This window comes from Parabacteroides sp. AF17-28 (assembly GCF_003479205.1).
GTDB lineage: Bacteria > Bacteroidota > Bacteroidia > Bacteroidales > Tannerellaceae > Parabacteroides > Parabacteroides acidifaciens.
In genome coordinates this window covers 1-21,669 of the sequence record NZ_QUGV01000016.1, presented here as the reverse complement: position 1 = coordinate 21,669, position 21,669 = coordinate 1, and the positions used below count along the sequence as shown (strand labels likewise).

Here is a 21,669-nt window from a genome sequence, read left to right as displayed (position 1 = left end):
ATGTTTGTGTGGTATTGGTTATGACCTTTATTTTGTGATTAGTTCGTCGTTAAGGTTAGTTCGTTTTGGTTATGCCGTATACAAACAGAAATACATTGATCAAGATGGTAAGGGTACAGGACATCGTGCTGGAACATAAAAAGCATGGTGTCACACAGCTGTATGTATATGAGCACATCATTAAGGACATGTTCGTAATCTCTTATTCCACCTTCAACCGCTGGCTTTCCTACCCGGCCAAACATGAATTGAAGTTCGGCCGGAAACGGAAAGAAGAGGATAAACGCCAGTTGTCCCTGTTTTAATCCAGTATCGCCATCCCTTTGAAATCGACAAAGGTCACCATCCATCCTTTATATTTATGATAGTGCTGCCAGCCGGAAGGAACAAGGCTGGTCGACGTGCTTCCCACCATCCGGATTTGTTTGCCCTGAAGGATATCCTGGACCTGGCTGGCGATCGCTTCGTGGTCTTGTATGACGTTGTCACTGATGGAGCCGTCCTGTGCGGCTGTGCAGGCGCTAACGATGTGTATGCGCAGGGCGAAGTCGGCGCGACTGACAGAGCCGGCAACCTGATCCAGCGGGATGCGCTCCGGGAACTCGACGAAGGCTACCGGCGACACGTAGATGACACCATCGTACTGCGCGTTATACCATTGTATTGTTTTTAACTGTGGGATCGCTTTCAACAGCCCCCGGACGGAATCAAATGTTTCGTAAAGCATAATCAGATTTTTTTAATTAGTTTATCTATTTCCTTTTCAAACTTAGCCTGTATTTTTTGCTCCAGTTGTTCGGATGGCCCAACGAACTGGCGTTGTGGCATCGTAAAGCCCGGAGGGCGTCCTGCCTGCAATCCTTCATTGTGTACCTGTGCGTAGGGCTTGTCTACAATGATCGTAACCTTTCCGGGTTCCCTTTCGCCGACAAGACTGTTAGCCATGTGTGTCCCTTTCGTGTCGCTCGCATGCGAGATCAGGAGGGCGCGGCCTTCGTTCTTAGCTTTCCACTTTTCGAGCGTCTTACCGGTAATCGGCTTGCCGTTCCGCCGGGGAATCTTCCTTTTAGGCCATTTTACCAGGCTTTTGTCAGTAAAACCTTGATTGACGAAACTGTTCTGGAAATGGTTCAGGGCTTCAGTCTCCACGATCCTAAGGGCATCGTCTTGCAGGAACTTCTGAAAGGCGCTGATAAAAGCCTCGGTAGGGCCAGTAATATTTTCGTTCATCTATTTGATTTTAATATTTATACTTGTATCTTTGTTGCATGCTTCAGTACTCCTGAAGACAGGGACGTGTTACGCTTCGGGCGGCTCGTACCAGTCCGCCCCGGCCTCAATGTCGGGGCGATGTATTTTTAGAGGGTATGAATCAGCTTTTCTTCTCCGGTAACAAAATAAAGTACCTTGATATTCCTTCGTTTAAGCGCATTCAATTCGTTACGCATCTGTTCGGTCATACTGTCTATCTGGAATAATACACATTCGGCTCCCTGCTTTTCTACGGCTTTGCGGGCATATTTCACGACATTGTTATGGCTCGATACACGTTTAAGATCAGCCTTCAATCCATCGATTAGGATATCCGGAGAAGAGACACCGGGTTGTTCTGCCTGATGTTCCACCCGGTAACCGGCACGGGCAAAAGTACGACACATAACTTCTTCCTTTTCATATTTAAGCCGTTCGTTCTTACTTGCTTCCGCTGCTTTACGGCGATCCTGATGCGTTGCCAGGAACCCACCATTCGTACCGTTGAAATAATCTTTTTGCCATTCCATACCTAAAGCTACATATTCATCCCATGATTTTCGTATCTCTTCCGCCGGGCTGATATTTTGCCGTACAAAGGCATACAGACGGTCTATTTCTTTTTCCGTCATACCTTTATAATAAGGATGGGAAAGATCGAATATCTGTGCTGTCTTACCGACGTTCGTCTGGAACATCTCCGGTACAATCGGCACACCTGGCGGCATCCGGACCGGATCATCGGTCGGCTGCACGCTGCAACGGCAGTTCCAACCGTTGGGCGGATAATACTTATTCCAGAACGGATGATCGATCGGGATCACGCAATCGTGCAGTGCCGCGTGCGATTCGCGGGTACGTTCGTCCTGGATAGCGATGTAGCGGAGATTCGGGTACAGGTCTGCGTTTCGTTCGCAGTCCTGCCACCGACGCGCCGCTTTGGCGGCGGCATGCGCCTGGTTAAACTCTGTTTGTAGCCAGCGTTGGTTATACATCTCGCAGACACGCAAGGCATCGCGCCGGAACTCTTTCCAGGTTTTGGCTGTCCCGTCTTCCCATATCAGTAGCTTCCAGGCATCTTTTATCTCCCGGTTGCACTTGAAGGCATCGAATACGGCAGTGTTATACCGGAGATTTTGAAAGAAAGCCCAGTCGGTACCGCCCCATTCAACGCCGGTCTTACCGTAACCATCAGTGAGAGCTTCCGCCATCTGGGTGTATTCATGTTCCCAGACCTCCGGCGATATCGCATCCGGCTGTTTCTTTTTGAACAGACGTTTCAGCATAAAGTCGACAACGCTTTCGCTAAAGTCTATATCCCGGTATCCGGCAAGCGAGAGCAACGGGATCAGGCTGCCTACATAGTCATAAGCCAGCCGGGCAGCCGGTTGTCGTTTTTTTTTTCGTCGGTTTCTTCTTGCCCTTCCGGTTTATTCGGTTGCTGGGGTATGTCGGAATTACCTTCCGCCTTACGTTTGAGTACCGGGAAACTGAAGGATGTTTTGTCTGTGATTGGGTAACCGTGGTATTGCAGGAACGGGAACAGTTTGTAATTGACAATGTCCTGGATGCGTTTGAGGCGGCCTTCAGTGAATTTGTCCAGGACACGTTCGTGTACTTCGGCAGCCCCAACAAACGACTTTTCGTCACTGGTACCGGTCTGGCCGTTCATCAATTTTGCGATCTGATCGTCACAGAACAGCGCCATATCCTTGAAGTTCTCCGCACCGGCGCGGCTGGCCGTTTGTACGATGTTTACCTCTTCTTCCACATCGCGGATGATCCAGCCGTTTGAACCGAAATTGCTCGCCATCTCTTCTTTCTCTTTTACCTCTTCTTCGTTGGAGGTATCGATAGCAAAGTCTAAAAGCGGCTTGCCGAACCGTTCGTTATATTCCGACCAATCCGACCGGGCAAAGGTTTTCCAGATCACTTCGCGCGTGATGCTCTCTAACTTGCCGGGATTGTCAGGATCACCCAGCGGCAACAGGAAGAAATCAAATTCCTTGCCGTCATACGAAATTCCTTCCCGGTCGGAAGGATTCAGGACAATCTGCTTTTCGAAAGGACGCACGTGTTTACGCGGGAAGACTTTCACATCGGTGAACTCCCCCTTTTCGTCCTGTTCTTGGAACTCAGCAATGGTGTACTCCCAAAAGTCCGTGTACATGGCAATGGTGATAAAGTGCGTGAACCAGGGGCGTTCGAAAAGGCGGGTTTTCTCTTTGTTCATCGTCTCGCCTTCCAACACTTCAAATGGTTCGGTGATCAGGTAGGATTCCGCCTTTTCGCGCTCGGCTATCACCTGACTGTCTTTCCATGAGTTTTCATACATGGTCAGCAGGTCGATCCGGTCGGAGTTCACAGGATCGAGAGCGTTTTCTACCGCCTTGGTCAGATTGCTGATTTCCATCTTTACCCGGTCGATAGGCTGCTTCGCTAAAAGCCTCGATTTGCGCCCGGTTTGTTTTGCGCCCTTCACGGCGTTAAAAAAGTTTCTTATATACGTTGATGTCTTCATACTACTTAAAGTTTAAATTTCGGACGTTTAAACAGTGTTTAAACAGTCTCATTCAAATGGGTTATGACTGCGCTTCGGGCTGGAACCCCACCGGAACCGCGTTTTTACTTTCCCGTCCTTCTGGAGCGGAAGTAGATCGGTTGCCGCTTTTCCGCTGGCAACCGCCTCGATCTCACGGCGCACATCGTCGTAGTTCTTGGCAACACGTTCCGGGATATCCGTATCGGCTACCGTATTGTGCAGGAAATAGACAGATAGCGACAGCATCCAGCGTACAAGCGTCTGGTTGCGGGCTGCCCCGGACCGGGAAAATTCGGTCTGCATGTTGTAGCGTGCCGCGAGATTGGACATGATAAAGCCGTATGCATAGCCTTCGGACTCTTCGAGTTTATCCACATCCCCGGCCAGGAGCATGCTAAGTAGTTCCGGATTGATAAATGTCCGGTAGTCGCTTTGTTGTAAGAAATTCATCATTGTTATCCCCTCCTTGCTGAATTATGTTTGTACTTGCCGCTGCGGGCGGTTGTTTTCTTGCCGATAGACGGTTTATTGAGTTTATAAACGCCACCCTCTACGGCATCCGGGCCGTCGTCGTGCTCGGCATCCGGGAAACCTAAGAATTGGTTACGCAATTCCTGCATGTCCGGGCTATGCTTCTCTGCCCGGTTGAAGCGGATCAGCCCGCGTTCGGCATAGGCGGAAAGGTCCTCGATGCGCTCTGTCTTTTCCGGCTTCTTGCGCTTGTCGCCCCGGATGGCGATGCTGTAACCGCGCAGCTCCGCTTCTTCGTCGTATTTCTTCAGGTGGATATCCTGGATAAAGTTGGCCTCCATCCAGTGCGGGCAGGTTTTGTTCTCCGGTACCTCTTCCGCCAGGTCGTAATGCCCACGTACCATTTCGGGGGTAGTGCACTGGCGGCAGAAGACTTTATAGATGTCGAAGTATTTACCGTTCTTGCCGATCAGGGCAATTGCTTTAAAGTCGTTTTTCTTCGTCTCCTTATACGACGGATCGCAATAGGTTATCAGCTTTTCGCAGTTCTGGATCGGCGGCAGGTCCGCCCATGGCAAGTGCTCTTCACGGAATACCCGCCCGATAACAATGTGTTGGTGGAAGAGTTCGCGCAGAGCGATACGCCGCCCCATACGATCCATTTTCTTGAAAATCTCCTCACGGGTATAGTTTTCCTTCCAGGCGGGGACGCCTTTCTCGCTCAAATCCATTTGATGGGTGCGCGGGTTCTCCAGGGCATACACTTTCAGGTGGGTGATCGTTTCTTTTACCGGATCGCCCTCTTCCACGTCACCGACTATCTTGGCAAGGATACCCCGCTTATGGATACGGTTTCCGCATACGATCAGGCGGCTGGCTTTAGTTGGCATGCCGCCGTAGAGGTCGCCCATGCACCAGTCTACAGCTTCATCTACACGCTTCTCATTCTTGCAGATTTCCGCATCGTCGATATCATCAATCACGCCAAAGTTCGGACGCAAGTTAGCTTCGCGGATACCGCGCGGCGACTGCCCGCGGCCAAACGCCCAGAAACCGATCCCGTCAGCCGTCACGAAATGCCCGGTATCCCATTTCCCCGATTTGTATTGTATGCCGTAATCGGCGATATATCGCTGGTTAAACATAAGTTGTTCCTGAAGGTCTGCCAGTAAGCCATCCGCCTTGTCTTCATTGGCAGAAGCCAGCACAACCCCGGTAAGTTCTCCGCGGGCTTTGAGGAACAGAGGAACGAATATGTCCATTACAACCGATTTGGCATGTTCGCGCGGCCATTCACACACCAACATCAGGTCTTTGTTCTTGATAATATAGTCCACCGCTTTCAGATGGAACCAGCCAAAGGGGGACAGCTCGAAATCCTCAAAATAATAACGGCAGAACTTCGTAAAGTCTTTTTTCAGGGAAGCAATGCGTTTTGTCCGATGCTGTTCGGTTTCTTGCTCGATCGGTTTGAGGCGCACCGTTTCCTGCATTTCTTTCAGCCATTCGTCATATTCGCGTTGTTCCTTATGCGTCAGTGTCTTCGTCAGGTTCATTGTACGCCTCCCCTCTGTTCATTCAGAAAATCATTTAACGCCGGGGCCACATCCCGCGCCAGCGTCGGGTAGTTGTCTTTCAGGAACTTATTGATCAGGCGTACAATCCGTACAAGGGTTGTCCAATCGGCCTCTTTGACTTTGATCATGTTGAACAGGTCGCGCGCTCCGTCGATGTCCCCCTTGCTGATCAGATGCGGTTCTCCGCCCTCTTTTTCTTCTTTAATGTATCGTTCCTTCAGTTTGCGCAGGGTTGCCAACTGATAGCGTACCAGGTCGCGGGTATCTTCGTGTATGGTTTGCATGGCCATCAGGTCCTCGGTTGCCTTCTGGTCCCATTCGCCGTCCTTCTTCCAGCGTGTGATTGTCTGTTCGGAGCGTTGCAGGATGCGGGCGATCTCCTGCTGGGAGACGCCTTCTTTAAACAGGATGTAAGCAGCTTCTTTGTCGTTCATATTCGCGTACTTTTTTTCAGCAAAGTTCCTGTCCGACAGTACTTGCGAAAAATAAAGTTCCAAGGATGAGAATAAAAATTGTCATCCTTGGAATTTCGTTTTGAACCGCTTCCTTATCCCTTTTCCTTTGCCCCTGTAATCAATTACGAACGAACACGAATTTTTTAATCTATGAACAAGTATGTAGACATCGTTAACAAAGACACGAAAGAAGCCACAATGCGGCTCTACGGCGAAATAGGCAGGCAGATCGATGCCGACCTGTTCGCCCAGGAGTTGGCCGCACTGGACGACCGGGTAGATAAAATACACCTGCATATCAACAGCCCCGGCGGCGACGTGATATCCGGCCTTAGTATCGTATCTGCCATGCGCACGATGGCGGCGTTTATCCATGTGCATATTGACGGTATAGCCGCCAGCATGGCCGCGGTGATCGCCATTGCCGCCGATAAAGTCAGTATGCAGGATTATGCCAAACTGATGATCCATAACCCGTACCCGTCCGACAGTGACGCCGAGATGAACGACAAGATGCGTAAAGCTCTCGCCAGCCTGACCGATACACTGCAAACGATCCTGAGTCGCCGGGGCTGCAAAAAGGAAAAGATCGGATCGCTGATGAGCGCCGAAACCTGGTTTACGGCCGACGAAGCAAAAGCGGAAGGATTGGTTGACGAAATCGTTTCCAGCCAGCGGGCGGAATTGAAGAACCTCACGACTACGGAACTCTTAACCCGTATCGCGAATGAATATAAACCTGTAAATAACAACGAAATGGATTTGACAAAAATTGCAGCAAAGTTAGGCTTGCCGGCAACGGCGACCGAACAGCAGGTGCTGGATGCTATCGAAGCAAACCGGGTAAAACTGGAAGAGCAGCACAACCGCCTGGTGGATCATTACCTCGCCTTAGGGGTGAAGAATGGGACTGTTACGGACAAAAACAAAGATCGTATGAAGAAGCTGGCATCTGCCGACTTCGACCTGTTTGCCGAAATGGTGACCGATGTGAAAGATGATCCGGAAGGTGAAGAAGGCAAGGCAGGGGACGGCAAGGCCGTAACCCCGACAATTCAGGCAACCGGCCGTCTTAGCGCCGCCCTGGAAGAACTCAAAGCGAAGGGAGTCCCGGCACGCGGGGCCGACGCACGCGATTGGCTTTGGTACTCAAAGAACAATCCGAAGTACCTGGATGAACTGGAGAAAACAAACCCGGCACAGTTTCAGAAGTTGCTGGATGATTACGAAAACAGCTTATAACACGTAAAAAGGCATGGAAGAATTGCAGAATCCTATTGTAAAATGGCCGTTTGGCGCAGCAACTATTTTGCTTATGACAGCCGTCGGCGCTCAGGTTTTTGATATCGTCAACAACTTGACAATTGTAGACGGATCATCCGTCGTGGCTACGGACAACCGTACCCTGGACCTTACCGCTGATCCCGATCTGGCACCGGGCGCGCGGGTAATCGTAAAAACAACCTCTACAGCTACAGAAAAGCTGAATCCGGGAACGGGTGTAAAGGGGGAATCTATCACTGGTGTAGCCGGAAAGACGTTCGTCACAGAGTATGTCTATGATGGCAGCGGCTTTGTCCAGACAGGCAAATCAATCCAAATTGACTAACAGATATGGCAGAAATTAGAACAACGCTCTATTCCAAAGAGCTTCAGAAACAAATTTTTCCGGATAACAGCTTTTATAAGAAGTCTGTTTCCGAAACCGGTGTGGCTGATACTACTGAAACAGTAGAAAAACCGGTGCAAACCCCGATCGGCAAAGCAAAAGAGGGCAAGCCCAAATCCTTGCCGCTGGAAATCGAAGTATCGACCGACACGAAGAAAACGTATAACACGACGCTGATCTACTGTCAGCCGTTGTTGATCGATTCCCAAAGCGAGCTGCTGACCAATTACAGCAAACGCCAGACCAAACAAGAACAGCAGGCCGGTGAGATGAACAACAAGATTGCCGCATACGCAGCCTATCATTGGTCACCGACCAAGAGCACGAACATCCTAAAAACAACAGGAGATGCACGTAAAAGTAATATCCAGGGTCTTACATCAAACCGCAAGGCATTGGTTAAAGACGATTTCCTGACGCTGCACAATCTGATGATGCGAATGAACGTCAGCGGCCTGGGGGGCAAATGGTTCGGCATGCTGACTCCTGACCAGTACAGCGACGTGCTGAAAATACCTGAATTTGTAGATTTCTACAAAACCGGCAACAGCACAAAACTGGAAAGTGGAATCATGGGGGTCATCCTGGGTATTGAAATCTTCGTCCGCACTACAGATGAAGGACATTCCGGCATTCTGTACAAATCTGACGGGACACCGTTGCAAGGTGATTCCGAAGTAAAAGACACCCTCCTGACCGGCGGTCTGTTCTGGAATGACAAAATGGTTTGCCGCGCTGAAGGTATGGTGCGTACGGTGGTAAACGAGAGTGCTCCGGGTTACCTGGGCGGTACCATCATCGAATCGTTTACCCGCTTCGGTGCCGACATCATTCGTGACGACCAAAAAGGTGTAATCGCTTTGCTGGAGGATAAGGCATGAGGACCAGCCGCATAGGAATCGCCCTTATAAAGAGCTACGAAAGTCTCCGTCTGGAGGCTTATCGTTGCCCGACGGGTGTGTGGACAATCGGCTATGGCCATACCGCCGGCGTTCGCCGGGGAGATGTGATCGATGAACAGCGGGCGGAATACCTGCTTACCGAAGACTTGAAAAAGTTTGAGGAGGTGGTAAACCGGGAGTGCCCGCATGTGAATCAGAATCAGTTCGATGCCCTGGTATCTTTTACGTTCAATTGCGGTTCCGGAAACTTGCTGAAATCCACTCTTCTGAAGTGTGTCAAAGCTAATCCGCTCAACACGAATATCCGGGGCGAATTTATGAAATGGAATAAATCGAAAGGTACGGTCCTGGCCGGCCTGATCCGCCGTCGCAGGGCGGAAGCGGATTTGTATTTCTCTTAATTGGATTTAACTCATGGACGGACTGCTGGACATATTGCAATGGGCTTTCCCTACCGGGGTCAGTATCGTAAACCTGGCACTGTTGGGTACGATCTGGCGTAAGAACCGGGCGCGCCTGGTTGCCGATACACGTGATACCTGGCAGTCTATTGCCGAAAGTAATAACGATGCATTACTCAAACAAAATGACGAAATCAGAAATCTTAGAGAGGCGCTTAAACGGCTGGAAGTGGTTATACAGAATTTGCTTGGTTGCCCTCATTGGCCTACTTGTCCCGCTCGTATTCTCGTGCAGGACTACAAGCAAAAATACTTCCGTAAGCCTCAGAGACAGTCTCGCATGGAACAAAAAGGTCAGCGTTACCCTCGCGACAATCCCGACATCGCTTGCGGAGATGTCGATTCCGATGGACAGCCTCCGTAAACTGCCGCCCAATGCGGCATACGAAAAGAAATCCGGACAGGCAAACTTGAAACTGTCATACAACAACGGGAATATTCAGGCTTCCGCCTCCTGTGACAGTTTGCAGTATCTGGTCTATACGTACGAAGAAACAATAGATCGGCTGATGAAGGAAAATGCCGAACTACAAGAACAGGTAAAGCCCCCTGAATTTACGCTTAAATGCTACTTAACCGGGGTTTTAACAGGTATTCTAACAATATTAATCTTTCAATTTATACGAAAATGGCAAAATATATTTTAGGCGTAAAGCTGGTAAAACATGGCGAACCTGCCGCCGATGGCGGTATGTCGGATGCCTTGGCCAAGCAGTTGTTGCCTTACAAGGAATCAATCGAATTTCAGGATGAAGACGGCGAAGTCGTGAAGCACTTCCTGCAAGGTGCGCGCTATCCGTTCCTGACGATCTACAGTGCTGCTGGCACTACTTTCAAGTTTGCTGTCCCGATGGACAACGAGAACCTAAAAGAATGGATGGGCGGTGAGATTGTAAGCGGGCAGTGGAAAGCCCCGCGCGGAAACTATCAGACAACTCGCAGCCTGGAACTGATGACAGAGTTCGACATCCCGATCCAAATCCCGGCGGCAACCTGCTATGGCGTGCGCAAGTTTGCCAGCAAAACGACTGACATCTCCCTGATCGAGATCAGCGCGATCATAGAACTGCCTGCAAAAGCAGATGAAGCCCCTATGACAATCGGTGTCAAAGAAGTAGTGAATCCCGAAGGATAACGGAGTATGGAAAAGCAGTTGACAGAACAACAGGCCGTGGAAACGGAGATTAAAACCGTTGAAACCTTATTGGATCACGGGGTGCAGGTACCTATCCCTGCGCCCTGGCTGCTTCGGAAGCTGGGGAAAAAGGTGGTCACGCTGACAGTACGCCGCCCGGACAGTGAAACGCTTTGGAAGATATCCGGCTTATACCTTAGGATGAAGCAATACGCTACAACGCTGGAACCGGAGACATTGGACGAAGCTCACTTGATGATAAACGAATGTATGGTACCGGCCAGCCGGATCGTAGCCTACGGCATCCTGTCGTATTGTACGCCATTAGGCATCCGGAACCGCTTGCTGGCGCGCTTCCTCCGCCGGCATCTGGACACCCGGCAGATGATGGAGCTTTGGACAATGGTATCCAGCCTTTCGGGGGCACACGATTTTTCCAACTATATCAGGTCGATGTCGGGGATGAGGATAACGAAACCGAAGATACCGACCTGAGCCAGGATGAAAAGGGAGTTAAAGGGCATTTCGAAAGCTCTCATAGCCCTTTCGGACTTATTTACCAGATCGCAAAAGATACAGGTTGGAGCCTGGAATACATTCGCAAGATACCGTATGCCACGCTCATCATGATGCTATCGGATGCCCCCAGGTATATAAGTAAAAAAGAGGACAAACCGATCCGGATCACTTCGAAGGAACAGATGTTTGCGGTGTTTGGGAAGAAGGGGGGATAAGTTCATTGTTAACGTCAATGATAGCAAAGCCTAATTGGCGTTCTTTTACATCCCCATCCCAATAATCATTAACTTGAATCCTATAAGCCCCAGAATGATCTTTCAGGGGGATGAATTCAGCTCGACGTCGTGGAAAGTCTTTAGTAATAACGGGTTTTGTATTGTATGCTTTGGATAGAAATTCAACAAGGTCTTCAAATTTAACTTCCGGAACGGAATCATATTCGTAACGAATACCACTAAATGGAAGAATGTCTCCTTTGTATGCAGTATCAATTTTACTTGGATTCCCGACATGTTTACGCAATGCAGGCTCAAGCTGGCTTAATGACTGTATCGGTTCGATTCGATTACAAGACATTAGTAATACAACAACTACTATTAAAGGCAATATCTTTTTCATACAACAAAGTCTTAAATCACAAAAGTAATAACAATTTCACATGGAACCTATCAAACTTGAATTTATTGTAAAAGGCGATATCGAAAAAGAACTGGCAAGGGTTCAACTTGCCATTAAAGGCGTAGGCGATGAAAGCTATACGTCCTTTAAACGTTTGTTAGGTAATAGTAACGACGCTTTTAACGGATTAAGTAACAGTGCCAAATTTAACGCGACTATTTTACAAAGGTTTATCCAAAAACTTCAGCAAAACGAGGCTGCCCAGGAAGCTCTTTATGAGAAATTCAAGAAAGGTGCAATTTCGAGTGATGAATACGCACAGGCACAATCGCGTCTGGCCGTACAACAGGCAGAATTAAAACAACGTGCCTCTGATGCAAACCGTATCCTTGAACGTGAAATACAGTTGAATAGAGCCGTGAAAGGTTCTTTAGTAGAAAAAAAGACTACTCTTAACTTACTTAGGGAAGAATATAGCCGGTTGAACAAAGAAGAACGTGAAAACGAAAAGATTGGCGGACGGCTATTGAATCGTATCCGGGAGTTGGATCGGGAATTGAAAAATGTAAATAGTAGCCTAAAAGAAACAAAAAATTCATCAGCAAACCTGACAGACGCATTAGAACAAATACCAGGACCAATAGGTAGCAGTGTTTCTCAATTACGGCAACTGTTCTCTGCTGGTAAAGCATTTATGTCTTCTGGTATTGGATTGTTTATCGGAGGTTTGACAGCTTTGTTTTATGGGTTAAAGATCGCTATTGAAGGCAGCGAATCAGCTACAGTTAAGCTGAATGCTAAAATGGAATATTTCAAAAGCCTCTATTCTACACGTAAAAAAATGCTGACCGAATCAGTGTTAGGTTTTTATAATCTGATCACAGGAGATATAGATGCTGCTAATAAAAGTGCACTTGCTTTTCGTAGCTTACAACTTAACCAAACTACTTATGCCAAACTGAACGAAGAGGCTGCAATTAAGCAGGTTGAAATCAATAAATTGCAGGAGCGTAATAACGGACTTATTTTGGCTAATGCAGCCGCAATTGAGCAATATCGTACTCAATTAATGGATGTAAATAAAACATTTGATGAACGGAAAAAAATAGGTCAAGAGATATTAAAACTTGAAAAAGAAAATGCAAACCTAAAACTTACACCTTTAGCTGAAAACTATTATAATTTTCAAGAAAAAGAAAGCCATACTTTTATCAAGATTTCAGAAGAGTTTCCCAAACAGATGAAGCTCGCAAATCAGTATTTTGATACGTTAGCAAAAGGAGGAGAACTGACTCTTGGTCAGCAACATGATTTGATTGATGCCATCCATGATATAACTGCAGGATTGGATAAAGGTTGGGACGACGAACAGAAAGCCAAATTCCGCTCATACTTTACCGAAGCCCTGACCGTTACAAAGGAGTATTACAGCAAGTCCCGCGAGGTATCTACCAACCTGAGCAATATCATCAAACAGCAGGCGAACGAAACGGCCAGAGCTAATAAAAAGACAGCCCTGCAAAAGCTCGAAGAGGAAGTAAAGCTCTATAAAGAGCAATACGCAATCCTGTATGCCTATGAGCGTAACATGGGGAAGGAAGCGGCAGACGAAGCCTTTAAGGACCTGAAGGCTAAAGGCAGTGATTTTATCGCTTACCTGTCGAACAAAATTAATGAACTACAAAGCAAAACGAGCCGGACAAAAGACGACGATATCATGCTGGGTTACCTCCAAAAGACACGCCAGGAGGCAGCCCCGAAATTCGATGCGTCTGCCTTTAAAAACTCAATCGAAGAGAAAAAGAAGCTCTATAAACAGGATATCGACGGTTACGCCGAATACTTGGAGAAGCTCCGCCGCCTGATGGATCAGGACACCAGCAAGGAAGGCCCACAAAAGCGCATCATCATTGATCTTGCTATCAAGGATGTGAAGGAGGAACAGCAGAAGAATCTGGACGACCTGTTGAAAAACTACCAGACTTTTACCGTGAAGATGACCAGCCTGAAGAAGAGCTACCAGACAGATATGAGTCGCCTGAATAAAGCCTACCAGGCAGCCACCACCGAATACGATAAGAAGCGATATAGTGAGGCAATGGAGGCACGGACGAACACCTATCAGGTAGAACTCGCTACTATGCTCACTGAAAATTCCGGCTTTACGCAGGTTTTATTCGGCGATATGGAACGGATATCCCGTGAGACTTTGAAAAAGGCCATTGCCGAAGCTAAGAAGTTTGTTGCAGAATGGAAAAAGATTGCGGGTACACTCTCTCCGGAGATGAAGGCGCTTCTGGACAACATCGAGCAGGGTATCCGGTCGGCAGAAAATGAGAGCAATAGCCGTCTGCCACAAGATTTGCAAGCGGTAGCCTCCTCGCTACAGGATTGCGCCAATATGGCCGCCACCTTCGATAGTCAGCTGGGCGATGTGGTACAGACTGCTGCTGATGTCGCCCAGGCGGCTGCCGGGATCGCAACCGGGATCGCACAGATATCGAGCGGGAATATCATACAGGGGATATCGGGTATTGTTTCCGGGGTTGCCGGCTTTATTTCAAGCATAGGCAAACGTCTTCAGGAGAACAAAAAGATACGACAGGAATACTTGCAAAGCCTTGTCGATACTTATAGCAAAGAAATGGAATACAATGCCATCCTGCGCGAACGCCTCCGCATACAGCAGCAGATCGGCGAAACGACTCTGGAGTATCAGGAACGGTTAAAGAAGGAACTGGCTTTGCAACAATCGGCTATCAACCGCGAATACCAGGAAGTCTGGGGCAAGCTGATGGGCGAAGATTATATTTCCGGGACGGGGTACAAGCATGGCACTTGGTTTAGAAAAGCTAAAACTTGGAACGAATACTCTTCGCTTGCCGGCAAGTCGTACGAAGAGATTGAAAGCCTGTACACCCAGGACAAACTGGATGGCGCCGCCAAAACCCTTTTTGAACGCCTGAAAGCCCTGAAGGAGGAAGGTGCGAACGTGGTCGAAATGATGGACCAGCTTAACGAAGAGATGAAAGAAAGCTGGACCGGAACGACTGTCTCCGCCATATCAGACAGCATCGCGCAAGGGTTCCTGGACGGTAAACGTTCTGCGGCAGACTTTGCCGATGACTTCAAGGGGTTAATGCGTAACGCCATGATGCAAGCGATCCAAATGCAATACTTGGAAGCTCCCTTAGAAGAATGGTATGAGAAGTTTGCAGAAGCCTCTGAAAATGGCCTGACAACCGATAAGATCGAAGAGCTACGCAAGCAGTACGACAAGATCATCGAAAGCGCCGCGAAGGAAGCGGAAGCAATGGAGAAGATCACCGGCGTGAGCTTGGCAGAAGACGCTACACGCTCTGCCGTTGCAAAAGGTATCCAATCGGTGAGTCAGGACAGCTTTAATGAATTTTTGGGTAGTGTCAATGCGCTTACTTATATCACATCCAATATAGACAAGAATACTACCAACATAAGTACAATCCTGTACCAAGCGGCTGAGAAGTGGATACAGATCGAAGAGAATACCCGCTATTGCCGCCGTCTGGATGGCATTGATCGAGATATAAAAGAGATGAGGAACGGTATAACCTCAATGGTCAATAACGGAATTTTAATGCGTACACGATGATAGGAGCCTTTTACATAGACGACATTGACATTTACGCCCGCTACGGTGTCGTAATCACCAGCGGAGGGTATAACGACCTGCTTTGCTTCCCGGCCCTTAAAGAGCCTGACGCGAATGATTGGCCGGAAGAGGATGGCGTAGAAGTGGACCTCGCGGCACCTGTTTTGGAGGCTAAAGAGGTGACGATATCATTTGCTTGTGATCGTATAGATGCATCTGATTTCATCTATATGGTCAGTCAGCCGGGATATCACACGCTCCGGATCACGGAGCTGGCAAAAGACTGGCGGCTGCGCTTGCTTACCCAGACTGTCAACAAGGATTATAACCGCGCTGTAACCTTCAGCCTGAAGTTCGCAGACGATTTCCCTGGCCGATCGGATGATTATACCGCAGTTTCCGGCAGCGGCCTTACTCTTCCGGTTTCGGAGTATGAGATAGATGATGTACCGGTTTCGGAATATGGCATAGAGATAGTCGGCGGTTGGGATGACCTCTTAAAGTCTCCGACCGTCAAACAGAACCTCACCCGTTCTTTCGCAACCTCGGACGGCCAGCTTTACGACGCGGATCACGTCGTCTTCAACAGCAAAGAAACAACGCTTAAATGCTGTTTAAGCGCCGTTGACTTGGCGAAGTTCTGGGAATGCTATACGGCTTTCTTCAATGACCTGGTTCAACCAGATGAACGACGGTTTTACTGGGATTATACCAGCGAAGAATATCCCTGCTATTACAAGAAAAGTTCCGGTTTCAAAGTTCTGTCCCTGGCTGACAGGATCGTTGTCGAATTTAACTTGACACTGGTGTTTACAGTGTTCCGGATTGGGGAAACAGAATATGTTTTAGCGAATGAATTAGGTCAAATTTTAGTATTGGATGAAGATACAGAAATAGATATGAAAGCAATATGAAAAAGAGAATCAAAATAATACAACTGGACGAAACGAAAGTTCTCAATGGGCTATTCATTTTAGGTGTTGATGCCAAAAACAAAGGCGTCCGGGCATCAATTGAGTTACTTCGAGGACTGGATGGGAAGAATATCGAAATGCAAGTAACCGATGTTGCCCTCCAGTTTCGGCAAGAAGGTGGTACATGGAAAAACTTGCTAACAATAGCTGAAATACAGAAACCTGCGGCTGAAGCAGCGAAGCGTGCCGATGAAAAAATGGTTCAAATGTCCGCAGAAGTGAGTACAGAACTAACCAATATGCGCCAGCTTGAAGCGACTGTTTCCGGGAATGAAGAAATCCGCGAAACCAGTTATACGCAGTGGCAGGCAGCCGAACAGGGCCGTCAGAACGATGAACTGAAACGCAAAGAGGCTGAAGCTCTTCGAGAAGCGGCCGAAGAGCTTCGTGACACTGCTGAAAGTACTCGTAATGCAAAGGAAACAGATCGGCAAGCTGCTGAAGTCATCCGTCAGAATACTGAAAAGTCTCGTGTTGAAGAAGAGACCAAGCGCGCTGCCGCAGAAGATATTCGAAATCAAACAGAACAATTGCGTTCCACCGAGGAAGGAAAACGTATCGAAGAAGAGAAAAAGCGTGTTGCCGCAGAGACTTTGCGTAATCAATCAGAAATAAATCGTGATAACGCTGAAAAGTTACGCGATGAAGCCGAGACTCTTCGTGCTGCTGAAGAAGTAGACCGGGATAACGCGGAGCAGGTGCGCATAGCGGAAGAGGGTAAACGTGACATCGCAGAAAAGGCCCGCGCTGCCGCCGAAGCGGAACGACAAAAGAAGGAAGGTGAACGGATTATTGAAGAACAACTCCGGAAGACGGCAGAAGTAGCCAGGCAAGAAAACGAGACTACCCGTCAAACGCAAGAAGAGCAGCGAGAGCAGGGGACTGTACAGGCGATACTTAATGCAGAGGAAGCAACCGGCAAAGCCAATACCGCTGCTATACTTGCAAATGAAAAGGCAGGGTTAGCCGATGCAGCTGCAGGAAATGCCGATACTGCTGCTGGTAAAACCAGTACGGCCATTACCAATGCAGAGAATGCTACAAAAGCAGCTAACGATGCGGCAAGTGCCGCTAATGCCGCAAAGAAGAATGCGGATGATGCAACAGGGAAAGCTACTTCCGCTGCCGATCTTGCAACTGAAAAGGCTGGCTTAGCCAGTGCTGCGGCTACAGCGGCTGACACCGCAAAAGATAACGCGGTTACGGCAACAGGTAATGCCAATACCGCCACTGACCGCGCCAATACAGCGGCAGAGAACGCGGAAAACATAGTCAAGGGATTCCAGTCTGACTGGAACGTGGCCGATCCGTCTGATCCGAATTATATAAAGAACAAGCCGGAGATTCCGACGCTGGCGTCTGCTCCCGGCGCGGATACGCTGTCTTATGTCAATGCTGCCGGTACGACGGTTAATTTCCGGATAGGCGACGAGGTCCGCGTACTGGAAGACGGTGAGTATGTCTTTTACAAGCTCTATGATCTTGCTGGCGGTGTTGCATCATGGCAGGAAGCCGGCAGCGGGACTGCGCTTCCCGGCAATATTTACCTGCAAGGGGCAAACTATTATAATGATTCAGTAATAATAATCAAGGAGGGCTATATACAATGAGTAATAAAGGAGCATTTATCTATCAGCAAATTGAGCTTACAACGGCTGAATGGGCTACGAATACGACGAAATATCCGGCATCGGTCTGGTTGTTCGAACGCCTGGAATCCGGCAAGTTCAATATGAAGCTGGCCGATGGTGTACATACGTTTGCGGAACTCCCGGTTGTCATGCAGGACATCGCAGTAGCGGTTAAGACAAACAACGCGACTACCTATATCCTGACAATCACCACGGCGGCAGGATCGTTTGACACGCCGAATCTGCGTGGTACGGATGGTTCGAATGGTATCGGTGCAAATGTTACGGTAGTGACTAACACGGCAACTGAATATGTGTTGAAGTTTACGTCTGCGTCCGGAGAGGTCACAACGCCTAATCTTAAACCGCAAAATTACACACACCCGGCATTTACTGCACACGCATCCGGCATATACAAGATCACTGTTAACAATCAGGGGCACGTAACAGATGTAGTAGCAGTAACTAAAGCCGACATCACGGCATTAGGCATTCCTGCCCAGGACACGAACACTACTTATAGTAAGGTAACAACCTCTGCTGATGGATTGATGTCAAAAGAGGATAAGGGCAAAATTGACGGTATTGCGGATGGAGCTAATAAATACACACATCCGTCCTATACAGCGAAAAATAGTGGCCTGTATAAAGTAACGGTTGACGCGACCGGACATATATCTGCCGTCACTGCTGTAACTAAAGAAGACATAACAGCGTTGGGCATTCCTGGACAGGACACTAATACAACTTATTCGGTTGCCACTATTTTCGATAACGGATTAATGAGTTATACAGATAAGAGAAATCTGAATGCGGCTGTTGTTCCTGAAAATGTTACGAATGCTACTACACTCACCGGCCTTTCGATCAATAATTATTCGATAAAAGTTACGCTATCATCTGCCAGTGCGTTATCTTTTTCCACTACTCCTAACGAGGGATGGGAATGTATGATTGACATCAAAAATAGTTCAGCGTCAGACATCACACAGCCGCTCCCGAACGCTTCGGGTTGGCAGTGTGACGATACGAGTATAACGATCGCAGCAGGTAAGATCGCATCTATCTCTGTAAGGTACATACATGGTACTTATGTGGTAATCGCTAAGGGGAATTAATTCAAAACGGGAAAGAAATGAAACGGCGGATAGTATTAGGAGGTAACAAGCTACAAGCTGGGGACTATTACAGAAAAAATGGTGTAGTGGTAGGCGTAATGATCAATGAATCACAATATATCTCATTATCAGACCAAGCAAGCTCATATGTGAGTTATAGTTCTGCTACTTCTTTACAATCTTCTTATTCGATACAGGGGATAACAGGATGGAGAATGCCTACGAAAGACGAATGTGAAGTTATTCATAGTAACGAACCAATTATTAGTAAAGCACTTAGTAGTGTGGGAACGGTATTACAAAAAGATTGGTACTGGACGTCTACTTACGGGAATATGGGATATGGTAGCGGATATTATGCCTATAATTTTGAGAATGGAGGCTATTGGGCTCCTGGTAGCTCAAATTGCGTTAGGTTAATACATGATGTTGATTAAAAATTAATGATATGATATACATACACAAAAACACAGGATTTTGGGAGCTTACAGATATACTCCCAGCCTCTTATAGGGTAGGAACAACCATCGAAGAATACGAACAAGGGGCATACCTGCCGCTTAGTGACGAACAAGCGGCATTCCATACTGAACACCCGAATGCAAGTCAGATGGAAGTGTGGAACATGGAGCTAACGCCGGAACCGGAACAACCGGTTGTACCTGATCCCGAACCCGATGAACTGGCGATTGCCCGGCAAGCGAAGTTGCAAGAGATCGAGGCGCAAGACAAGTTTTCGGAAAAGTTTTACGTTTCAGTCGTGCGATACCTGCGAGATGAAAATGGCGAGATCCAAGTAAACGATAAAGGGAAAAAGCTCACATATGAACTTGTCAATTATACCCTGTGGATGGATAGAAGCCTTCGTACTACAATGTTGAATACAACACTGCCAGCATTCCAGGAACGAGGCGATAAGACAAGAAAGTTCTGGACGGTGGACGAACCTGCCCAAGAAGTGGAAATACCTATCCAATGGGCTATCGATAGAATCCCCAGGTTAGAGATTTATGCTACTGAAACATACGATTTGTTTAAAGCAAACAATTCTGCTGCTAATGCCGCTACGTCATTGGAACAATTGGCTCAAATCGACGTAAAAGCGAACTATCCGCATTTCTTGACTTTTGAACTTAATTTGGATTTGGGGGTATGAAACGAAGTTTGATGGATAAAGATAGACCTTTAATTGAGATAATTGAAGAACTGACGGCATCCGGCACATGGTCTGTTCCGGCAGGATGTAAGTGTGTTGAGGTTTTTCTCGTAGGCGGCGGAGCTGGTGGAGCTTATGGAGCAGGTGGAGGGGGATACACTATTACAGAAAAAGTAAAGGTAGATCCAGGAGATAGTATACAATACACAATAGGTGCAGGCGGTAAATATGGTGGAATGAATGGCAAAGCTCAAAACGGTGGAATATCGTCATTTGGCAACATCCAAGTAAGTGGCGGATTCAGTCCACAAGACTCGAGTAGAAGCAATGGTGGAAGTGGTGGAAGTGGTGGTGCAGGTTATACGCACGCTACGGGCGGAAGCGATGGTAATTCTGGAAATGATGGTGATTCTTATCCGGGGGGTGATGGCCAGGGTACATCTACTCGATGCCCATTTAATAATAAATTATATTCTACAGGAGGAAGTACTGGACGTAATATTACGAATCCTACAGGGAATTGGGGTAATAATGAAAATACCCAATATCGACATGGAGCTGATAATACAGGTGAGGGCGGAAGTGGTTCTGGGTGGTATGGCGGAAATGGTGGTTCTGGAATTATTATTTTACGATATAAAAAATATGAATAGAGTATGACAACAACAATCAAATCAATCAAATCCGACCAGCTGACCATGTTGGCAGTCGTCTCCTGCGCGCTCATCATGGCGGCGCAGTCAATAAGTGTTCCTCACTACCTGCCGACCTCGAAAATCGAAGAAGGCGCGATAGTAGAGCGGAACGACAGTATAACAACAGTAATCATCCCCGATATACGATAAGGAGGTCATATGCCGAAGCGGATAATAATGATAAAAGATAATGATATAAATCTACTAAAGGAAAATCTGTTACACTATTATAATTTCGAAGGTGATGCAATAGATAGTATAGGTGGTGTGAATGGAAATCCTATATCATTGTCCTATAGCGAAACAAATGGAGTTAAAGTTGCCAAGTTTAATGGTGTTAATGCAAAAATAGAATTTCCATCTCAGATAATGGTTCAAGGCAACGATATAAGAACTGTTAATATTTGGATAAAGTCGAATAGCTTTGATTCGACTTATGGTAATCCGTTTGGATATTTCGGTAGTGAAGCCGCATATGGAAACTTCTCATATTTATTTAAGTCCCAATCACAATTCGACTTACGCCATTGTGTTGGAGATGTAGCCGTAAATGTTGATACAACTGGTTTGAATATGTGGACATACCAATTCTTAGGAGGTTTAGTAACGAATGCCAAATTATATAAAAATGGTCGTTATATTGGCATGTTTTATTTGACTGCAGGTCAAAATGGGCGGTTAAATACGACATCTACTTATAAGATATTAGGATTTAGACCGCGAATGACAGATTGGATTCCGGCTATTTATTTTAGCGGAGATATGGGCTACTTCGGTATTTGGGATAGGCTATTGACTGATAATGAAATTACGACTTTGTACAACGATGGAAAAGGTTTAAAAATATAGTTCACAACTGACAAA

Annotated in this window: 25 protein-coding genes; 17 read left to right on the top strand and 8 right to left on the bottom strand. The window is 47.3% G+C overall.

Annotated features, from left to right (window positions below; all coding sequences use genetic code 11):
• Positions 1 to 104 precede the first annotated feature (104 nt).
• Positions 105 to 305 carry a hypothetical protein gene (locus DWW90_RS12515; protein ID WP_147382096.1) on the top strand — a complete coding sequence of 67 codons (201 nt, stop codon included), beginning with the start codon at positions 105 to 107 and terminating at the stop codon, positions 303 to 305.
• Here DWW90_RS12515 and DWW90_RS12510 read toward each other — a convergent pair.
• The 7 genes from DWW90_RS12510 to DWW90_RS12480 form a co-directional block, all read right to left on the bottom strand.
• Positions 302 to 727 (bottom strand): hypothetical protein, encoded by a 426-nt coding sequence (locus DWW90_RS12510; protein WP_122345214.1) that lies wholly within the window; start codon positions 725 to 727, stop codon positions 302 to 304. The genes DWW90_RS12515 and DWW90_RS12510 overlap by 4 nt on opposite strands.
• Before the next feature lie 2 nt (positions 728 to 729).
• A complete protein-coding gene (locus DWW90_RS12505) occupies positions 730 to 1,230 on the bottom strand; it encodes a hypothetical protein (protein ID WP_122345213.1) in 501 nt (166 codons plus the stop codon).
• 128 nt (positions 1,231 to 1,358) lie between these two features.
• Complete coding sequence (locus tag DWW90_RS12500; RefSeq protein WP_147382431.1) at positions 1,359 to 2,537, bottom strand: phage minor head protein; 1,179 nt, start codon at positions 2,535 to 2,537, stop codon at positions 1,359 to 1,361.
• 71 nt (positions 2,538 to 2,608) lie between these two features.
• On the bottom strand, positions 2,609 to 3,772 hold the full coding sequence (locus DWW90_RS12495) for a DUF935 family protein (RefSeq protein WP_122345211.1): 1,164 nt from the start codon (positions 3,770 to 3,772) through the stop codon (positions 2,609 to 2,611).
• A 48-nt stretch (positions 3,773 to 3,820) separates the two neighbouring features.
• Positions 3,821 to 4,246: a phage protein Gp36 family protein gene (locus tag DWW90_RS12490; RefSeq protein WP_122345210.1), complete on the bottom strand. Its 426-nt coding sequence runs from the start codon at positions 4,244 to 4,246 to the stop codon at positions 3,821 to 3,823.
• A 2-nt stretch (positions 4,247 to 4,248) separates the two neighbouring features.
• On the bottom strand, positions 4,249 to 5,820 hold the full coding sequence (locus DWW90_RS12485; RefSeq protein WP_122345209.1) for a hypothetical protein: 1,572 nt from the start codon (positions 5,818 to 5,820) through the stop codon (positions 4,249 to 4,251).
• Entirely contained in the window at positions 5,817 to 6,275 is a 459-nt protein-coding gene (locus tag DWW90_RS12480) for a helix-turn-helix domain-containing protein (RefSeq protein ID WP_122345208.1), read from the bottom strand. The genes DWW90_RS12485 and DWW90_RS12480 overlap by 4 nt, the downstream gene beginning before the upstream one ends.
• A gap of 171 nt (positions 6,276 to 6,446) precedes the next feature.
• Between DWW90_RS12480 and DWW90_RS12475 the strand changes: the two genes are divergently transcribed.
• From DWW90_RS12475 to DWW90_RS12440, 7 genes are all read left to right on the top strand, one after another.
• On the top strand, positions 6,447 to 7,538 hold the full coding sequence (locus DWW90_RS12475; protein WP_122345207.1) for a head maturation protease, ClpP-related: 1,092 nt from the start codon (positions 6,447 to 6,449) through the stop codon (positions 7,536 to 7,538).
• A 13-nt stretch (positions 7,539 to 7,551) separates the two neighbouring features.
• A complete protein-coding gene (locus tag DWW90_RS12470) occupies positions 7,552 to 7,905 on the top strand; it encodes a hypothetical protein (protein ID WP_122345206.1) in 354 nt (117 codons plus the stop codon).
• Positions 7,906 to 7,910: 5 nt separating this feature from the next.
• Positions 7,911 to 8,846, top strand: coding sequence for a hypothetical protein (locus DWW90_RS12465; protein WP_122345205.1), 936 nt, complete (start codon positions 7,911 to 7,913; stop codon positions 8,844 to 8,846).
• On the top strand, positions 8,843 to 9,268 hold the full coding sequence (locus DWW90_RS12460) for a lysozyme (protein ID WP_122345204.1): 426 nt from the start codon (positions 8,843 to 8,845) through the stop codon (positions 9,266 to 9,268). The genes DWW90_RS12465 and DWW90_RS12460 overlap by 4 nt, the downstream gene beginning before the upstream one ends.
• A 13-nt stretch (positions 9,269 to 9,281) precedes the next feature.
• Positions 9,282 to 9,692, top strand: coding sequence for a hypothetical protein (locus DWW90_RS12455; RefSeq protein ID WP_122345203.1), 411 nt, complete (start codon positions 9,282 to 9,284; stop codon positions 9,690 to 9,692).
• Between the two features lie 264 nt (positions 9,693 to 9,956).
• Entirely contained in the window at positions 9,957 to 10,463 is a 507-nt protein-coding gene (locus tag DWW90_RS12445; RefSeq protein ID WP_122345201.1) for a hypothetical protein, read from the top strand.
• A 6-nt stretch (positions 10,464 to 10,469) separates the two neighbouring features.
• A complete protein-coding gene (locus DWW90_RS12440) occupies positions 10,470 to 10,958 on the top strand; it encodes a hypothetical protein (protein ID WP_122345200.1) in 489 nt (162 codons plus the stop codon).
• A 189-nt stretch (positions 10,959 to 11,147) separates the two neighbouring features.
• Here the strand turns inward: DWW90_RS12440 and DWW90_RS12435 are convergent, their stop codons facing one another.
• Positions 11,148 to 11,600, bottom strand: coding sequence for a hypothetical protein (locus tag DWW90_RS12435; RefSeq protein ID WP_122345199.1), 453 nt, complete (start codon positions 11,598 to 11,600; stop codon positions 11,148 to 11,150).
• 40 nt (positions 11,601 to 11,640) lie between these two features.
• Between DWW90_RS12435 and DWW90_RS12430 the strand changes: the two genes are divergently transcribed.
• The 9 genes from DWW90_RS12430 to DWW90_RS12395 are packed head-to-tail and all read left to right on the top strand — an operon-like array spanning position 11,641 to position 21,654.
• Positions 11,641 to 15,231, top strand: coding sequence for a hypothetical protein (locus DWW90_RS12430; RefSeq protein ID WP_122345198.1), 3,591 nt, complete (start codon positions 11,641 to 11,643; stop codon positions 15,229 to 15,231).
• The gene (locus tag DWW90_RS12425; protein ID WP_122345197.1) at positions 15,228 to 16,145 is read left to right on the top strand and encodes a hypothetical protein; all 918 of its coding nucleotides are present in this window, start codon (positions 15,228 to 15,230) and stop codon (positions 16,143 to 16,145) included. Before DWW90_RS12430 ends, DWW90_RS12425 begins: the two co-directional genes overlap by 4 nt.
• On the top strand, positions 16,142 to 17,815 hold the full coding sequence (locus DWW90_RS12420; protein WP_122345196.1) for a hypothetical protein: 1,674 nt from the start codon (positions 16,142 to 16,144) through the stop codon (positions 17,813 to 17,815). Before DWW90_RS12425 ends, DWW90_RS12420 begins: the two co-directional genes overlap by 4 nt.
• A complete protein-coding gene (locus DWW90_RS20820) occupies positions 17,812 to 18,954 on the top strand; it encodes a hypothetical protein (RefSeq protein ID WP_233547739.1) in 1,143 nt (380 codons plus the stop codon). Before DWW90_RS12420 ends, DWW90_RS20820 begins: the two co-directional genes overlap by 4 nt.
• 17 nt (positions 18,955 to 18,971) lie before the next feature.
• Positions 18,972 to 19,391 carry a DUF1566 domain-containing protein gene (locus tag DWW90_RS20410; RefSeq protein ID WP_147382430.1) on the top strand — a complete coding sequence of 140 codons (420 nt, stop codon included), beginning with the start codon at positions 18,972 to 18,974 and terminating at the stop codon, positions 19,389 to 19,391.
• A gap of 11 nt (positions 19,392 to 19,402) precedes the next feature.
• Entirely contained in the window at positions 19,403 to 20,110 is a 708-nt protein-coding gene (locus DWW90_RS12410; RefSeq protein WP_122345195.1) for a hypothetical protein, read from the top strand.
• A gap of 11 nt (positions 20,111 to 20,121) precedes the next feature.
• A complete protein-coding gene (locus tag DWW90_RS20405) occupies positions 20,122 to 20,763 on the top strand; it encodes a glycine-rich domain-containing protein (protein ID WP_147382429.1) in 642 nt (213 codons plus the stop codon).
• 3 nt (positions 20,764 to 20,766) lie between these two features.
• The gene (locus tag DWW90_RS12400; RefSeq protein ID WP_122345193.1) at positions 20,767 to 20,955 is read left to right on the top strand and encodes a hypothetical protein; all 189 of its coding nucleotides are present in this window, start codon (positions 20,767 to 20,769) and stop codon (positions 20,953 to 20,955) included.
• Between the two features lie 27 nt (positions 20,956 to 20,982).
• Positions 20,983 to 21,654 carry a hypothetical protein gene (locus DWW90_RS12395; RefSeq protein ID WP_122345192.1) on the top strand — a complete coding sequence of 224 codons (672 nt, stop codon included), beginning with the start codon at positions 20,983 to 20,985 and terminating at the stop codon, positions 21,652 to 21,654.
• The last annotated feature ends 15 nt before the right edge of the window (positions 21,655 to 21,669 follow it).

Bases quoted from the DNA above. Each gene is read 5' to 3' on its own strand.
- DWW90_RS12515 (WP_147382096.1), top strand. From the start codon at position 105: ATGGTAAGGGTACAGGACATCGTGCTGGAACATAAAAAGCATGGTGTC.
- DWW90_RS12510 (WP_122345214.1), bottom strand. From the start codon at position 727: ATGCTTTACGAAACATTTGATTCCGTCCGGGGGCTGTTGAAAGCGATC.
- DWW90_RS12505 (WP_122345213.1), bottom strand. From the start codon at position 1,230: ATGAACGAAAATATTACTGGCCCTACCGAGGCTTTTATCAGCGCCTTT.
- DWW90_RS12500 (WP_147382431.1), bottom strand. From the start codon at position 2,537: ATGCTGAAACGTCTGTTCAAAAAGAAACAGCCGGATGCGATATCGCCG.
- DWW90_RS12495 (WP_122345211.1), bottom strand. From the start codon at position 3,772: ATGAAGACATCAACGTATATAAGAAACTTTTTTAACGCCGTGAAGGGC.
- DWW90_RS12490 (WP_122345210.1), bottom strand. From the start codon at position 4,246: ATGATGAATTTCTTACAACAAAGCGACTACCGGACATTTATCAATCCG.
- DWW90_RS12485 (WP_122345209.1), bottom strand. From the start codon at position 5,820: ATGAACCTGACGAAGACACTGACGCATAAGGAACAACGCGAATATGAC.
- DWW90_RS12480 (WP_122345208.1), bottom strand. From the start codon at position 6,275: ATGAACGACAAAGAAGCTGCTTACATCCTGTTTAAAGAAGGCGTCTCC.
- DWW90_RS12475 (WP_122345207.1), top strand. From the start codon at position 6,447: ATGAACAAGTATGTAGACATCGTTAACAAAGACACGAAAGAAGCCACA.
- DWW90_RS12470 (WP_122345206.1), top strand. From the start codon at position 7,552: ATGGAAGAATTGCAGAATCCTATTGTAAAATGGCCGTTTGGCGCAGCA.
- DWW90_RS12465 (WP_122345205.1), top strand. From the start codon at position 7,911: ATGGCAGAAATTAGAACAACGCTCTATTCCAAAGAGCTTCAGAAACAA.
- DWW90_RS12460 (WP_122345204.1), top strand. From the start codon at position 8,843: ATGAGGACCAGCCGCATAGGAATCGCCCTTATAAAGAGCTACGAAAGT.
- DWW90_RS12455 (WP_122345203.1), top strand. From the start codon at position 9,282: ATGGACGGACTGCTGGACATATTGCAATGGGCTTTCCCTACCGGGGTC.
- DWW90_RS12445 (WP_122345201.1), top strand. From the start codon at position 9,957: ATGGCAAAATATATTTTAGGCGTAAAGCTGGTAAAACATGGCGAACCT.
- DWW90_RS12440 (WP_122345200.1), top strand. From the start codon at position 10,470: ATGGAAAAGCAGTTGACAGAACAACAGGCCGTGGAAACGGAGATTAAA.
- DWW90_RS12435 (WP_122345199.1), bottom strand. From the start codon at position 11,600: ATGAAAAAGATATTGCCTTTAATAGTAGTTGTTGTATTACTAATGTCT.
- DWW90_RS12430 (WP_122345198.1), top strand. From the start codon at position 11,641: ATGGAACCTATCAAACTTGAATTTATTGTAAAAGGCGATATCGAAAAA.
- DWW90_RS12425 (WP_122345197.1), top strand. From the start codon at position 15,228: ATGATAGGAGCCTTTTACATAGACGACATTGACATTTACGCCCGCTAC.
- DWW90_RS12420 (WP_122345196.1), top strand. From the start codon at position 16,142: ATGAAAAAGAGAATCAAAATAATACAACTGGACGAAACGAAAGTTCTC.
- DWW90_RS20820 (WP_233547739.1), top strand. From the start codon at position 17,812: ATGAGTAATAAAGGAGCATTTATCTATCAGCAAATTGAGCTTACAACG.
- DWW90_RS20410 (WP_147382430.1), top strand. From the start codon at position 18,972: ATGAAACGGCGGATAGTATTAGGAGGTAACAAGCTACAAGCTGGGGAC.
- DWW90_RS12410 (WP_122345195.1), top strand. From the start codon at position 19,403: ATGATATACATACACAAAAACACAGGATTTTGGGAGCTTACAGATATA.
- DWW90_RS20405 (WP_147382429.1), top strand. From the start codon at position 20,122: ATGGATAAAGATAGACCTTTAATTGAGATAATTGAAGAACTGACGGCA.
- DWW90_RS12400 (WP_122345193.1), top strand. From the start codon at position 20,767: ATGACAACAACAATCAAATCAATCAAATCCGACCAGCTGACCATGTTG.
- DWW90_RS12395 (WP_122345192.1), top strand. From the start codon at position 20,983: ATGATAAAAGATAATGATATAAATCTACTAAAGGAAAATCTGTTACAC.